The organism is Aquibium sp. A9E412 (assembly GCF_030398335.1).
GTDB lineage: Bacteria > Pseudomonadota > Alphaproteobacteria > Rhizobiales > Rhizobiaceae > A9E412.
The window spans coordinates 23,923-36,852 of the sequence record NZ_JAOAOP010000020.1 but is presented as its reverse complement, the minus strand read 5'-3'; the positions used below and the strand labels follow the sequence as shown (position 1 = coordinate 36,852).

The following is a 12,930-nucleotide window of genomic DNA, read 5'->3' as shown; positions in this document are numbered from 1 at the left end:
CTGCCATGGATTTCGGCATCATCGACTGCCACGCCCACATCTTCCCGCCGCTTGCCGGCGCCTGCGGTTTCCCCGACGTGGCGACGCACCGGCTTCACCAGCAGCGGGCCATGCACATGCACGGCAACCAGCCCTACCGGCGCCGGCGCGACCACGCGGTCGTCGGCACGCGCATGCTGTGGGACGCCGACGACCCGTCCGAGGCCGGCCGGGCGCGCGACGTTTCCTTCCGCGCCGGGCGCAACGGCCGCTTCGAGTGGACGCATGCCGGCGAGGACCACTACGTGCAGTTCCTGCCGCCGCACATGGTCGACCTGTCGATCGACGCCGACACGCTGGTCGCCGAGATGGACCATGCCGGCATCGCCGGCGCGATCCTGCAGAACGACCACATCTACGGCAACCTGGCGGCCGACTTCGCCGCCGCCGGCAAGGCGCATCCCGGCCGCTTCCTCGGCCTGGCGCAGGTCGAGGAGGCCTTCGCCTTCCGCGACGACGAGCTTGCCCGCCTCGCCCGCCAGGTCGAGGAGGACGGCATGGCCGGGCTCTACTTCACCACCACCGGGCTGTTCCGGAACGGCTACCGCACGCTGCCGTCTGACCGCGCCTTCGATCCGCTGTGGGCGCTGGTCGAGCAGCTCGACCTGCCGGTCTTCTGGGTGCATTCGGCGAACTCGCCGATCGGCGGCTACGACGACGAGATGCGCCATCTCGCGGCGATCGTCGAGCGTTTTCCGGCGCTGCGCCACGTGCTCGTGCACGGCCTGCCGACGGCGCTCTACGCCGACGACGACGAGCGCATCGCGCTGCCGGGCGTCATCGAGGCGCTGCTCGGCGAGGGACAGGTGTGGGCCGAGATCCTCTACCCGATCGCCTGGGGCGGCCGCCTGCCCTACCCCTATGCGCGGGCGCACGGCCACATCCGCCAGCTCTACGAGCGCTTCGGCGGCGGCCGCTTCATGTGGGGCTCCGACATGCCCAACGTGGCGCGCTCGAGCACCTACCGCCAGACGCTCACCTACATGACCGACCATTGCGGCTTCATCTCAGACGCCGACATGCGGCGCATCCTGCGCGACAACGCGCTCGACGTCTTCGCGCCGCAGCGGCTGGCGCGCGCGGGCCTGGCGTGAGCCGGGTCCTCGACATCGAGGGGCTGACCGTCGGCTTCGAGACCGGCGGCCGCCGCTTCGACGCCGTGCGCGAGGTCGATCTCGCGCTCGACGGCGGCGAGGTGCTGGCGCTGGTCGGCGAATCGGGGTCGGGCAAGAGCGTGACCGCGCTCGCGGTGATGGGGCTGCTGCCGGAGGTCGCCGAGATCACCGCCGGCACCATCCGCTTCGAGGACCGCGACCTCGCCCGCCTCGGCGAGGCGGAGATGGCGGCCGTGCGCGGCGCGCGGATCGGGCTGATCTTCCAGGAGCCGATGACCTCGCTCAACCCGACCATGCGCGTCGGCCCGCAGGTCGCCGAGGTGCTGCGGCTGCACAAGCGCGCCGGCGCGGCCGCCGCGCGGCGCGCGGTGGAGGAGCTGTTCGCGCTGGTGCGCATCCCCGACCCGGCGGCGCGCTACGACGACTTTCCGCACCAGATGTCGGGCGGCATGCGCCAGCGCGTGGTGATCGCGCTGGCGCTCGCCTGCCGCCCGGCGCTGCTGATCGCCGACGAGCCGACGACGGCGCTCGACGTCACCACCCAGGCGCAGATCCTCGAGCTGTTCCGCGACCTGCAGCGCGAGATCGGCCAGGCCACCATCCTGATCACCCACGACCTCGCCGTCGTCGCCGAGACGGCGCACCGGGTGGCGGTGATGTATGCCGGGCGCATCGTCGAGGAATCCGCCTCCGAGGCGCTGTTCGCCGGTGCCCTGCATCCCTATACGCGCGGCCTGCTGCGCTCGATCCCGGTGGTGCGGACCGGGCCTGCGGCCGGCCATCCGCGCCGGCTGGTCGAGATTCCCGGCACCGTGCCGCCTCCGTGGGACCTGCCGCAGGGCTGCGCCTTCGCGCCGCGCTGCCCGCGCGCCAGCGCGCGCTGCCGCGCCGAACGGCCGCCGCTGATGCCGTTCGACGGCGGCCGCCGGGCGGCCTGCTGGCATCCGCATGTCGAGCGGGAGGACGCCGCATGACGTTCGTGCTCGAAGCGAAGGGGCTGTCGAAGCGCTTTGCCGTCACCACCGGCATGGGCGGCCACAAGGCGACGGTCACCGCCGTCGACGACGTCAGTTTCGCGATCGCGCCCGGCGAGACGCTCGGCCTGGTCGGCGAATCGGGCTGCGGCAAGTCGACGGTCGGCAAGATGATCGTGCGGCTTCTCGAGCCGGACACCGGCGAGGTCCGCTTCGAGGGGCGCGACATCGCGCACGCCACGCATGGCGAGCTGCGGCCGCTGCGCCGCCGCTTCCAGATGGTCTTCCAGGACCCCTACGGCTCGCTCGACCCGCGCCAGCGCGCCGGCGACATCGTCACCGAGCCGCTCGTCGTGCATGGCATCGGCGATGCCGCCGAGCGTCGCCGGCGGGTGGCGGAGCTGTTCGAGCGCGTCGGCCTGCGACCCGACCAGATGGCCAACGTGCCCTCGCAGTTCTCCGGCGGCCAGCGCCAGCGCCTGGCGATCGCCCGCGCGCTCGCCCTCGATCCGGCGCTGATCGTCGCCGACGAGCCGGTCTCCGCGCTCGACGTGTCGATCCAGGCCCAGGTCATCAACCTGATGGCCGAGATCAAGGCCGAGCGCGGCCTGGCCTACCTGTTCATCGCCCACGACCTCGGCGTCGTGCAGCACATCAGCGACCGGGTGGCGGTGATGTATCTCGGCCGGCTGGTCGAGATCGCCGACAAGGAGACGCTGTTCTCCGGCCCGGTGCATCCCTACACCCGGGCGCTGCTCGAGGCGGTGCCGGTGCCCGATCCGGCGCGCCGGCTGGCGCCGCGCGACACGCTGAAGGGCGAGGTGCCGACGCCGCTCGCGCCGCCGTCGGGCTGCGCCTTCCATCCGCGCTGCCCGCTGGCCAGCGAGCGCTGCACGCGCGAGCGGCCGCTGCTGCGGCGCCATCCGTCCGGCGCCGAGGTCGCCTGCCACAACGCCTTCTGACCGCGGGCCCCGCGCCCGCCCCGCCCGATCCACGAGGAGCTTCGTCTTGTCCCAGGCATTCGACACCGGCGCCGAGAGCCCGACGCGCGCGACACCCTACGAGCGGCTTGCGGCGCTCGGCATCGCGCTGCCGCCGGCGCCGCCGCCGGTGGCCAACTTCCTCACCCATGTGCGCGAGGGGCCGCTCTTGTACCTGTCCGGCCAGGGCCCGCGCGAGGCGGACGGCCGGCTGCACACCGGCAAGGTCGGCCGCCAGGTGAGCACGGACGAGGCCTACGCCCACGCCCGGCTGACCGCCGTCAACCTGATCGCGGTCATGCACGAGGCGCTTGGCGATCTCGGCCGCGTGCGCCGCGTCGTCAAGCTGTTCGGCATGGTCAACGCCGATCTCGACTTCGAGCAGCACCCGCGCGTCATCAACGGCGCGTCCGACCTGATGAACGACGTGTTCGGCGCCGCCGGGCGCCATGCCCGCTCGGCCGTCGGCTTCGGCTCGCTGCCGGGCAACATCACGGTCGAGATCGAGGCGATCGTCGCCGTGGAGTGACGGCCGCGCCGCCGGCTTGGAGCCGTTCTGCCATTCACGGACTCGCAGATCGGCTCCGACTTGTTGTCTTGACGCGTTTGCGGACGGCGAACCGGTTTCCACGTCGCCTGGAAACGCACTAGCCGCGCTGGCGCCGCCAGCCGACACGCTCCTCGATCTCGGCGGCCGCCTCGCGCACCGCCTTGAAGTAGCGCGCCCGGTCCTCCTGCACCTTGAACTCCGGCAGCACGATGGAGATCGTCGCCACGCAGGCGCCCGCCGCGTCGACGATCGGCGCGGCGATGCAGGCGACGGAATAGTCGGATTCGCCGGCCTGCACGCACACGCCCTCGCGCAGCGCCCGCGCCGCCTGCGCCGACAGGCTGGCCGGATCGACGTCGGCGCGTCCGGTCGGCGAGACGCGCGCGCCGTGCGCGAAGATGGCGCAGCGCTCGGCATCCGGCAGGTGGCCGACCAGGAGCCGTCCCGAAGCCGTCCAGTTGAGCGGCACGCGCGATCCCACGCGCGAGGTGACCTGGAAGTGGTCGTTGCCCTCGGCCATCGCCAGCACCACCATGTAGTCGCCGTCGCGGCCGCAGATCTGCACCGTCTCGCCGGTCGTGCGGTTGAGCTCGGCCATCTTCTGCTTGGCGATGGTCAGCATGTCGACCGAGCGCTCGTAGGCGAGCCCGTAATGGTAGAGGCGCGGACCGAACCACACCGCGCCGTCGGCGTCGCGCGTCAAGAGCGACTTGTCCACCATGTCGTCGACGATGGTGTAGATGGTCGACAGCGGCGCGTCGATCGCCCGCGCCAGGTCGTAGGCGGTGGCCGCCGCGCCGCGCTCCTGCAGCTCGTCGAGGATCTGCATCACGCGGTCGATGCCGCTGACGCGCGAGCGCCGGCGGCGCGCCGCGGGCGCGGCGGTGTCTGGGCGGGCGGGAGCGGCCGTCTCGTTCATCGTGCACCTGTCGATTCCGGTCGCCGGAGTATGCCGGGTTTCCGCGCCCGCCGCAAAATCCGCGCGTCCGCCGCCCGCGTTTCCTGCGCCCTGCCGGTCACGCCGCTCGCCTCAGGTGCCGCAGAAGGTCGTGTAGGGGCCGAAGTCGGCCGGCGCCGGCTCGGCATGGCGCTCGAGCCCCGGGCGCGGCCGATACGGATCGGTGACGGCGGCAAGCAGCCGGTCGAACGGCGCCATGTCGCCGGCGAGCGCCGCCTCCAGCGCTTCCTCGACCAGGTGGTTGCGCGGAATGTAGAGCGGGTTGACCGCGTCCATCGCGGCCGCGCGCGCGTCCGCCGGCATCGCCTCCTCGGCGAACCGCGCGCGATAGCGCGCGAGCCACGCGTCGAAACCGGCCACCGGATCGGCGAACAGCGCCCTGGCCGGCGCCGCGTCGCCGCGCACCGCGGTGGCGAGCGCGCGGAAGAGCTTGGTGAAGTCGACGCCCTGCCCCTCCATCGCCTGGAACAGGCCGTCGGCCAGCGCCGCGTCGCCGTCGCGCGCCTCGGCCAGGCCGAACTTGCCGCGCAGCCGCACGAGCCATGCCTCGCGATAGATCTGCGGGAAGGCGTTGACCGCCTCGCTCGCCAGCCGCACCGCCCGCTCGCGGTCCGCGCCGTCGATCAGGCCGAGCAGCGTCTCGGCGAAGCGCGCCAGGTTCCACTGCGCGATCGCCGGCTGGTTGGCGTAGGCGTAGCGGCCGAACTGGTCGATCGAGCTGAACACGGCGCCAGGATCGTAGGCGTCGAGGAAGGCGCAGGGGCCGTAGTCGATGGTCTCGCCGGAGATCGTCATGTTGTCGGTGTTCATCACGCCGTGCACGAAGCCGACCAGCATCCACTGCGCGACGAGCGCGGCCTGCGCGTCGCGCACGCGCGTCAACAGCGCCAGATAGCGGTCGTCGCGGCCTGCGAGGTCGGGATGATGGCGCGCGATGGCATAGTCGGCGAGCCGGCGCAGCTTGTCGGGATCGTCGCGCACGGCGAAGAACTGGAAGGTGCCGACGCGCAGGTGCGAGGCGGCGACGCGGGCGAGCACGGCGCCCGGCTTCATGCCGTCGCGGCGCACCTCCTCGCCGGTCGTCACCGCGGCCAGCGCCCGGGTCGTCGGCACCCCGAGCGCGTGCATCGCCTCGCCGACGAGGTATTCCCTGAGCACCGGCCCGAGCACGGCCTTGCCGTCGCCGCCGCGCGAGAACGGCGTCTGGCCCGAGCCCTTCAGATGGATATCGCGGCGCCGGCCGTGCCGGTCGATCACCTCGCCGACGAGGAGGGCGCGGCCGTCGCCGAGCTGCGGCGAGAAACCGCCGAACTGGTGGCCGGCATAGGCCATGGCGAGCGGCGCGGCCCCGTCCGGGCTGACCGAGCCGGCGAAGATGGCCGCGCCGGCGTCGCCGTCGAGCGCCGCGGCGTCGAGGCCGAGCTCGGCGGCCAGCGCCCGGTTGAAGCGCAGCATGCGCGGCTGCGGCACCGCGGCGCCCTGCCACGGCACGAACAGGCCGTCCAGCTCGCGCGCATAGCTGTTGTCGAAGGCGAAGGTCGGGTCGTGTCTGGTCATTGCGGGCTCCGTCTTTCGTCGGCGCGCCCGGCCGGGCTCAGTTGCGCTCGTCGGGCAGCCGCGGCATCGGCAGCACCGCGACGCCGTCCTCGATCAGCCCCTTGGCCTCCTCGAGCGTCGCCTCGCCGTAGATGCCGCGCGCCTCGATCTCGCCGAAGTGGATCTTGCGCGCCTCCTCGGCGAACCGGTCGCCGACATAGTCGGCGCTTTCGCGCAGCTTGTCGGTCACCGTCTTCAGCCGGGCGAGCAGCTTGCGCTGCTCCTCGCTCATCGCCAGCGCGACGCGCTGCTCCTTGCGGCCGCTCGCCACGGCCGGCGCCATCAGCGCCTTGTCGACCTTCGACGAGCCGCATTCGGGGCACGCGACGAGGCCGCGGCGGCGCTGCGTGTCGTAGTCCTCGCCGTTGCGGAACCACGCCTCGAAGCCGTGCTCCCGGTCACACACCAGCGAGAAGCGGATCATGACGCCGCCCGGCGCGCCGCCGCCGGCGCGCTTGCGGCGTCCGCCGTCTCGACGCGGTAGGGCCTGGCGTTCTTCAGGTTCGGCACCTTGCCGCGCGCGGCCGCCGCCGCGGCCGGATCGATCTCGGCGACCACCACGCCCGGCGCGTCGCCGGCCGCCTCGGCCAGGACGCGGCCCCACGGGTCGACGATCAGCGAATGGCCGTAGGTCTCGCGGCCGTCCTCGTGCCGGCCGCCCTGGGCGGCGGCGACGACGAAGGCGCCGTTCTCGATGGCGCGGGCGCGCAGCAGCACGTGCCAGTGCGCCTCGCCGGTCTGCCGGGTGAAGGCGGCCGGCACCGTCAGCACCTCGGCCCCGGCCAGCGCCTGGTCGCGGAACAGATGCGGGAAGCGCACGTCGTAGCACACGGCCAGGCCGAGCGTCGCGAAGGGCAGCCGCGCCACCACCGTGCGCTCGCCCGGCCGGTAGGTCTCCGATTCGCGCCAGCTCTCGCCATTGTCGAGATCGACGTCGAACATGTGGATCTTGTCGTAGGTGGCGATCTGCCCGCCGTCGGGGCCGAACAGGAAGGCGCGGTTGGCGACCTTGCCGCCGTCGAGCGCGACGGCGGTCGAGCCGACATGCAGGTGGATGCCGAGTTCGCCGGCCAGCGCGCCCGCGCGCGCGACCAGCGGATCGTCGCCGGGCGCGTGGATGCGCTGCATCAGGTCGGCGCGGCGGCGCACCAGCGCGCCGGTCATCTCCGGCGTCTGCACATAAGCCGCGCCCTCGCCGGCGGCGCGGCGCACCAGCGCCTCGAAGTCGGCCAGGTTGCGCGCCGGGTCCATGCCCGAGCGCATCTGCACCGCCGCGACGCGCAGCCCGCTCATGCCGCGCCTCCCGGCGCCTCGGCGAGCAGCGCGTCGAGCCGGCCGGCGCGCTCCAGCGCGTGCAGCTCGTCGGAGCCGCCGACATGGCGCTCGCCGATGAAGATCTGCGGGAAGGTCATGCGCCCGTTGGCGCGCTGGATCATCTCCTGGCGCAGCGCCGGCTCCCGGCTGGCGTCGCGCTCGACATAGGCGACGCCCTTGTCGTCCAGCAGGCGCTTGGCCGCCGTGCAGTAGCCGCACATCGCGCGGGTGTAGATCGTCACCTCGACCATCGGGCGCTCGCGCCTCTCCTCGTCCGTCCGCCGGCGCGGTGCCGCCGGCCCGGCCTTATATAGGGCCTGCCTCGTCGGCCCGGAAGTCCCCCGGCAGAACCCGGGCGAAGGTCAGCACGTCGACGGCGGTGGCGCCGCCGCGCTTCAGCGCCCGCGCCGCGGCGGCCACCGTGGCGCCGGTCGTCAGCACGTCGTCGACGGCGATCACGCGCCGGCCGCGCACGCCGATCTCGTGTTCGGGCGGCACGCGGAAGGCGCCGCGCACATTCTCCGCCCGCTCGCGCGCGCCGAGCCCGACCTGCCGGCGCGTCGGCCTGACGCGCACCAGCACGTCGGGCTCGAAGGCGAGGCCGGCCTGGGCGGCGACGGCGCGGGCGAGCTCGGCCGACTGGTTGAAGCGGCGCGCCAGCAGGCGCCGGCGGTGCAGCGGCACCGGCACCACCACGGCATCGGGCCCGATCAGCTCGCCGCCGACGCGCAGCATCCAGCGCGCCATCCACGGCGCCAGGTCGGTGCGGTCGCGGAACTTCAGCCCCTGCACCATGCGCCGCGCGGTGCCGCGATAGGCGACGGCAGCCCGCGCCCGGGCGAAGGGCGGCGGCTCGGCGATGGCGCCGGCCGACAGGAAGCCGTCGCCCATGTCGTAGGCGAACGGCGTGCCGAGCACCTCGCACCACGGCCGTTCGAGAAAGGTCAGCGCCGGCCAGCATTCGGGACACAGCGTTCCCGGTTCGGCCACCAGGTTGCGGCAGCCGAGGCAGACCGGCGGAAACAGCAGCCGCTTCGGCCAGTCGGCAAGCCGCCGCGCGAGCGCATGCGCGGGCATGGCTCCACCCTCCCTCCCGTCGCGCCCGCTGCCGCGCGGTTCAATCCGGCGCGGCTTTGCTCTAAAGGCTGGTCGGCCCTAGATGAGGGGCGCGAAACCGGATGATAGGCGCAATGCAGACCCTGGTCGATACACCGGCCGTTCTCGGCCGCAAGCGGCGCGCCGCCGCCATCGGCGACGCCGGCGCCTGGTTCCTGATGCGGCGCGCGGCCGAGGACCTGGCCGAGCGGCTGGCGACGGTGGAGCGGCGCTTCGCCGATGCCGCCGCGCTGTTCTGCCTGACGCCCGACGCCGCCGCGGCGCTGCGCGACAGCGGCAAGGTGGCCGCGGTGACGCGCGTCGAGGCCGACCCGGCGCTGCTGGCGGGGGACGACGGCATCCTCGCGCAGCCGGAGCACGTGCCGCTGGCGCCCGGCAGCCTCGACCTCGCCGTCAGCCTGCTCACCCTGCACGAGGTCAACGACGTACCGGGCCTGCTGGTGCAGATCCGCCGCGCGCTCCGGCCGGACGGGCTGTTCGTCGGCGCGATGGCCGGCGCCGGCACGCTGGACGAGCTGCGCGAGAGCCTGCTCGCGGCGGAAGCCGAGCTTGCCGGCGGCGCGACGCCGCGCGTGCTGCCCTTCGCCGACGTGCGCGACGCCGGCGGCCTTTTGCAGCGCGCCGGCTTCGCCCTGCCCGTCAGCGACGTCGAGACGGTCCGGGTGCGCTACGACACGATGTTCGACCTGATGCGCGACCTGCGCGCGATGGGCGCGACCAGCGCGCTCGCCGAGCGCGGCCGGCGCTTCGCGCCGCGCGCGCTGTTCCTGCGTGCCGCCGAGATCTACGCCGAGCGCTTCGCCGAGGCCGACGGGCGCATTCCGGCCACCTTCCGCATCGTCTGGCTGTCGGGCTGGGCGCCGGCCGAAAGCCAGCAGAAGCCGGCGCGGCGCGGCAGCGGCCGGGTCTCGCTGGCCGAGGCGCTCGCCGAGCGGCGCGACGAGGACTGACCGGGACAGGCGCGCCGCCGCGACCGGCCGGCTATTTCCAGGCCTGGTTGAGCCGGCTGTTGTTGTTGCCCCAGAGATACTGGAGCGAGTTCGCCACCGTTCCGATGCCGGCGGCGACGACCAGCGACAGGACCGCCACGATGATGGCGTATTCCACCGCCGTGGCGCCGGTCTCGTCTTTCAGGAAGCGAAGGATCATGACTCTCACCGCTGGGGCCGGGACGACAGTCTTGGACGCCAGAGGTTAAGATTGCGTGGGCAGGGCTTTTTGCGGCCGGGCGGGCTCAGCAGTCGCCGCTGCGCGTGCCGTTGTCGCGGATGATGCAGACCGAGCTCGGCGAGCGCTGCAGCACGCTGCGGCGGATGGTGTAGACGCTGCCGTCCTTGCCCACCGAGCCGGTGGCCATGCTGTCGAGACCGAGCGGCGCGCGCGCCTGATAGTCGAAGCCGCGCGTGCGCTTGTCGGCGATCGGCGCGACGATGAGCGCCAGCGCCACCGCCGCCGCGCCGAACAGCAGCGTCACGCGCAGCGCGCCGATGCCGGCCCCGCCAAGCCGCGACCACGCCGCGCTGCGTCCGCTCTGCCAGTCCTCGTCGAGATAAAGCGCCATCGTTCCCGCTCCTGAACCCCCGGCCGGACCGCGCCTGCGGCCTTTCGCCCGGTTCAAGTTTTCAGCTTTTGCTGAACGTTCGATTAACGCTGCGGCGACGGCCGGCCGCGGTCTCACAAGAGGTCGGTCAGGGTCGCGATCAGCGGCTCGTCGGCCGGCGGCATGGCGACGCCGCGCAGGTCGCGCGGGCGCACCCATTTCAGCGCGCTGTGCTCGCGCGCCTCGGGCACGCCCCAGAAGCGGCGGCACACGAACAGCGGCATCAGCAGGTGGAAGTCGTCATAGGCGTGGCTGGCGAAGGTGAGCGGCGCCAGGCAGGCGGCGCGCGTGGTCACGCCGAGCTCCTCGTCGAGCTCGCGGATAAGCGCGTCCTCCGGGCTCTCGCCGGGCTCCAGCTTGCCGCCGGGAAACTCCCACAGCCCGGCCATCGCCTTGCCCGGCGGGCGCTGGGCGATCAGCACGCGTCCGTCGGCGTCGACCAGCGCGCAGGCCGCAACCAGGAGCAGGCGCCTGTCGTCCTGCGCCATCGTCAGCTCCCGGCCGGCTGGCGATAGTGGTAGCGGTAGACCTCCGCGAAGCCGAGCGAGCGGTAGAGGCCGCAGGCCGCCGTGTTGTCGGCCTTGACCTGCAGCCAGGCCAGCCGGGCGCCGCGCAGATGCGCCCATTTGAGCGCCGACAGGAGCACCCGGCGGCCGTAGCCGCGGCCGCGCCAGGCCGGGTCGCTGGCGATCTCGAACAGCCCGGCGAGCTCGCCGTCGAGCACGCACACGGCGGTCGCCACCGGCTCGCCGTCCTCCTCGAGCGCGAACAGCCCGGCCTCCGGCCGGATCGAGCTGATCACCTCGGTCAGCCCGGGCCGCAGGCTGTCGCTCTGGCCGTGCACCTTGAGCGCGGCGTTGATGAAGCGGTTCATGTCCTTGAGCGGGATCTGGTCGAGCGCCTCGTCGATCACCGCCTCGTCGAGCGCCAGCCGCATGACGATCGAGTGCGACAGCGTCGACCAGCCCTCGGCGTCGAAATGGCGCGCGATCGCCGGCGAGGCGAGCGGCGACAGGCGGAAGGTGAGCGGCCGGCCGTAGGTGGCGAAGCGGCGCGCGGCGCGCTGCGTGCGCTCGCCGATGCGCCGGTCGTCGCCCGGGTCGAGCGGGTTGACCGAGTTGAGCCGGCGCGCCGGGTGGCTGGCCGTCAGCCGGATCGCCCAGGTGCCGTCATAGTGGACGGAGGTGGCCGGCCAGGCGCGGAAGCCGGCCGCCTCGAACCGGCGGATGGTGGCCAGATCGGCCGGGGCGGACACCCTCCTCGTCATCGGCCGATGCTCAGCTCCGGTAGTCGCCGTTGATGGCGACGTACTCCTTGGTCAGGTCGCAGGTCCACACCGTGGCCTTGCCGCGGCCGAGACCGAGGTCGACGCGAATGGCGATCTCGTCGTTGCGCATATAGGCCGAGGTCGCGGCTTCGGAATAGGCGGGGTCGCGCTCGCCCTCGGCGGCGACCCGGATGTCGCCGAACCAGATCGCCAGCCGGTCGCGGTCGGCCGGCTCGCCGGCCTTGCCGACGGCCATCACCACGCGGCCCCAGTTGGCGTCCTCGCCGGCGACCGCCGTCTTGACCAGCGGCGAGTCGGCGATCGAGCGGGCGACGCGCCGGGCCGAGCCGGCAGACGCCGCCCCGGTGACGGTGATCGCGATCTGCTTGCGCGCGCCCTCGCCGTCGCGCACCACCTGCAGCGCCAGGTCGCGCAGCACCGCGTCGAGCGCGCGGCGGAAGCCGGCCAGCCGGCGGTCGCCGGCCGCCTCGATCCGCGGCGCGCCGCGCGCGGCCGCCGCGCCGGTGGCGAACAGCATCAGCGTGTCACTGGTCGAGGTGTCGCTGTCGACGGTGATCGCGTTGAAGCTGCCGCCGACGGCGCGCTTGAGCAGCGCCTGCAGCGCCGGCGCGGCGATCGGCGCGTCGGTCGCCACGAAGGAGAGCATCGTCGCCATGTCGGGCGCGATCATGCCGGCGCCCTTGGCGATGCCGTTGATCGTCACCTCGGTGCCGCCGAGCCGGGCGCGGGCTGTGGCGACCTTGGGATAGGTGTCGGTGGTCATGATGGCCCTGGCCGCCTCGAGCCAGCCGTCCGGCCGCGCCGCCGCCGCCATGCCGGCCAGGTGCGGCGTGAAGCGCTCGGCCGGCAGCGGCTCGCCGATCACGCCGGTCGAGGCGAGGAAGACGGCCTCCTCGCCGCAGCCGGCCGCGGCCGCCGCCGCGCGGGCCGTCGCCGCCGTCGCCGCCGCCCCCTTGCGCCCGGTGAAGGCGTTGGCGTTGCCCGAATTGACGACCAGCACGCGACCGCGGCCGCCGGGCAGGTTGCGCCGGCAGAAGTCGACCGGCGCCGACGGACACTTCGAGCGCGTGAAGACGCCGGCCGCCGCCGTGCCCTCGGCGAAGGTCATCATCATCACGTCGGGACGGCCGGCATACTTGATGCCGGTGGCGGCGCTGGCGAGCGCCACGCCCTCGATGGCGGGCATGTCGGGAAAGGAGGCGGGAGCGAGCGGCGAGACGGTGGTCAAGGCAAACCTCGGCGGTCGGGACAAGGCGCCCGTTTGCCCTATCGCGCGCGCCCTGACAAGCCGCGCCGAAGAGGCTGCGGCCGGACGGGAACCCGCCCGGCCGCCAGGCCGTGACGGCGCCGCGCGCCCGTGCGCACGGGCCGAGACGCCGTCGGCATCGTACGGTGGCGCG

General features: G+C 73.5%; 16 protein-coding genes. 5 read left to right on the top strand and 11 right to left on the bottom strand.

From position 1 onward, the window contains the following. Window positions 1-5 precede the first annotated feature (5 nt). From N1F89_RS09805 to N1F89_RS09790, 4 genes are read left to right on the top strand one after another with little or no spacing between them, the layout of a single operon-like run. Complete coding sequence (locus N1F89_RS09805) at window positions 6-1,133, top strand: amidohydrolase family protein (protein ID WP_290083746.1); 1,128 nt, start codon at window positions 6-8, stop codon at window positions 1,131-1,133. Beyond that, window positions 1,130-2,128: an ABC transporter ATP-binding protein gene (locus N1F89_RS09800; protein WP_290083745.1), complete on the top strand. Its 999-nt coding sequence runs from the start codon at window positions 1,130-1,132 to the stop codon at window positions 2,126-2,128. Before N1F89_RS09805 ends, N1F89_RS09800 begins: the two co-directional genes overlap by 4 nt. Beyond that, window positions 2,125-3,090 carry an oligopeptide/dipeptide ABC transporter ATP-binding protein gene (locus N1F89_RS09795; RefSeq protein ID WP_290083744.1) on the top strand — a complete coding sequence of 322 codons (966 nt, stop codon included), beginning with the start codon at window positions 2,125-2,127 and terminating at the stop codon, window positions 3,088-3,090. The genes N1F89_RS09800 and N1F89_RS09795 overlap by 4 nt, the downstream gene beginning before the upstream one ends. Window positions 3,091-3,136: 46 nt before the next feature. Beyond that, the gene (locus N1F89_RS09790) at window positions 3,137-3,637 is read left to right on the top strand and encodes a RidA family protein (RefSeq protein WP_290083743.1); all 501 of its coding nucleotides are present in this window, start codon (window positions 3,137-3,139) and stop codon (window positions 3,635-3,637) included. A gap of 118 nt (window positions 3,638-3,755) precedes the next feature. Here N1F89_RS09790 and N1F89_RS09785 read toward each other — a convergent pair whose 3' ends face one another. The 6 genes from N1F89_RS09785 to N1F89_RS09760 form a co-directional block, all read right to left on the bottom strand. After that, entirely contained in the window at window positions 3,756-4,577 is an 822-nt protein-coding gene (locus N1F89_RS09785; protein ID WP_290083742.1) for an IclR family transcriptional regulator, read from the bottom strand. A gap of 111 nt (window positions 4,578-4,688) precedes the next feature. Continuing rightward, on the bottom strand, window positions 4,689-6,173 hold the full coding sequence (locus N1F89_RS09780; RefSeq protein WP_290083741.1) for a protein adenylyltransferase SelO: 1,485 nt from the start codon (window positions 6,171-6,173) through the stop codon (window positions 4,689-4,691). A gap of 37 nt (window positions 6,174-6,210) precedes the next feature. Then, the gene (locus N1F89_RS09775; protein WP_290083740.1) at window positions 6,211-6,636 is read right to left on the bottom strand and encodes a DUF1178 family protein; all 426 of its coding nucleotides are present in this window, start codon (window positions 6,634-6,636) and stop codon (window positions 6,211-6,213) included. After that, window positions 6,633-7,505: a carbon-nitrogen hydrolase family protein gene (locus N1F89_RS09770; RefSeq protein WP_290083739.1), complete on the bottom strand. Its 873-nt coding sequence runs from the start codon at window positions 7,503-7,505 to the stop codon at window positions 6,633-6,635. Before N1F89_RS09770 ends, N1F89_RS09775 begins: the two co-directional genes overlap by 4 nt. Then, window positions 7,502-7,777 carry a glutaredoxin 3 gene (grxC, locus tag N1F89_RS09765; protein WP_290083738.1) on the bottom strand — a complete coding sequence of 92 codons (276 nt, stop codon included), beginning with the start codon at window positions 7,775-7,777 and terminating at the stop codon, window positions 7,502-7,504. Before grxC ends, N1F89_RS09770 begins: the two co-directional genes overlap by 4 nt. 55 nt (window positions 7,778-7,832) lie before the next feature. After that, on the bottom strand, window positions 7,833-8,603 hold the full coding sequence (locus tag N1F89_RS09760) for a ComF family protein (RefSeq protein ID WP_290083737.1): 771 nt from the start codon (window positions 8,601-8,603) through the stop codon (window positions 7,833-7,835). A 113-nt stretch (window positions 8,604-8,716) separates the two neighbouring features. Between N1F89_RS09760 and N1F89_RS09755 the strand changes: the two genes are divergently transcribed. Next, window positions 8,717-9,592, top strand: coding sequence for a methyltransferase domain-containing protein (locus N1F89_RS09755; RefSeq protein ID WP_290083736.1), 876 nt, complete (start codon window positions 8,717-8,719; stop codon window positions 9,590-9,592). Between the two features lie 31 nt (window positions 9,593-9,623). On the opposite strand, the gene N1F89_RS09750 is transcribed toward N1F89_RS09755, so the two are convergent. From N1F89_RS09750 to argJ, 5 genes are all read right to left on the bottom strand, one after another. After that, on the bottom strand, window positions 9,624-9,791 hold the full coding sequence (locus N1F89_RS09750; RefSeq protein WP_354670317.1) for a Flp family type IVb pilin: 168 nt from the start codon (window positions 9,789-9,791) through the stop codon (window positions 9,624-9,626). Window positions 9,792-9,876: 85 nt separating this feature from the next. Continuing rightward, window positions 9,877-10,203 carry a hypothetical protein gene (locus N1F89_RS09745; RefSeq protein WP_290083734.1) on the bottom strand — a complete coding sequence of 109 codons (327 nt, stop codon included), beginning with the start codon at window positions 10,201-10,203 and terminating at the stop codon, window positions 9,877-9,879. A 113-nt stretch (window positions 10,204-10,316) separates the two neighbouring features. Next, on the bottom strand, window positions 10,317-10,730 hold the full coding sequence (locus N1F89_RS09740; protein WP_290083733.1) for a (deoxy)nucleoside triphosphate pyrophosphohydrolase: 414 nt from the start codon (window positions 10,728-10,730) through the stop codon (window positions 10,317-10,319). 2 nt (window positions 10,731-10,732) lie between these two features. Then, window positions 10,733-11,509: a GNAT family N-acetyltransferase gene (locus tag N1F89_RS09735; RefSeq protein ID WP_290083732.1), complete on the bottom strand. Its 777-nt coding sequence runs from the start codon at window positions 11,507-11,509 to the stop codon at window positions 10,733-10,735. A gap of 10 nt (window positions 11,510-11,519) precedes the next feature. Beyond that, window positions 11,520-12,716 carry a bifunctional glutamate N-acetyltransferase/amino-acid acetyltransferase ArgJ gene (argJ, locus tag N1F89_RS09730; protein ID WP_290083767.1) on the bottom strand — a complete coding sequence of 399 codons (1,197 nt, stop codon included), beginning with the start codon at window positions 12,714-12,716 and terminating at the stop codon, window positions 11,520-11,522. Window positions 12,717-12,930 lie beyond the last annotated feature (214 nt).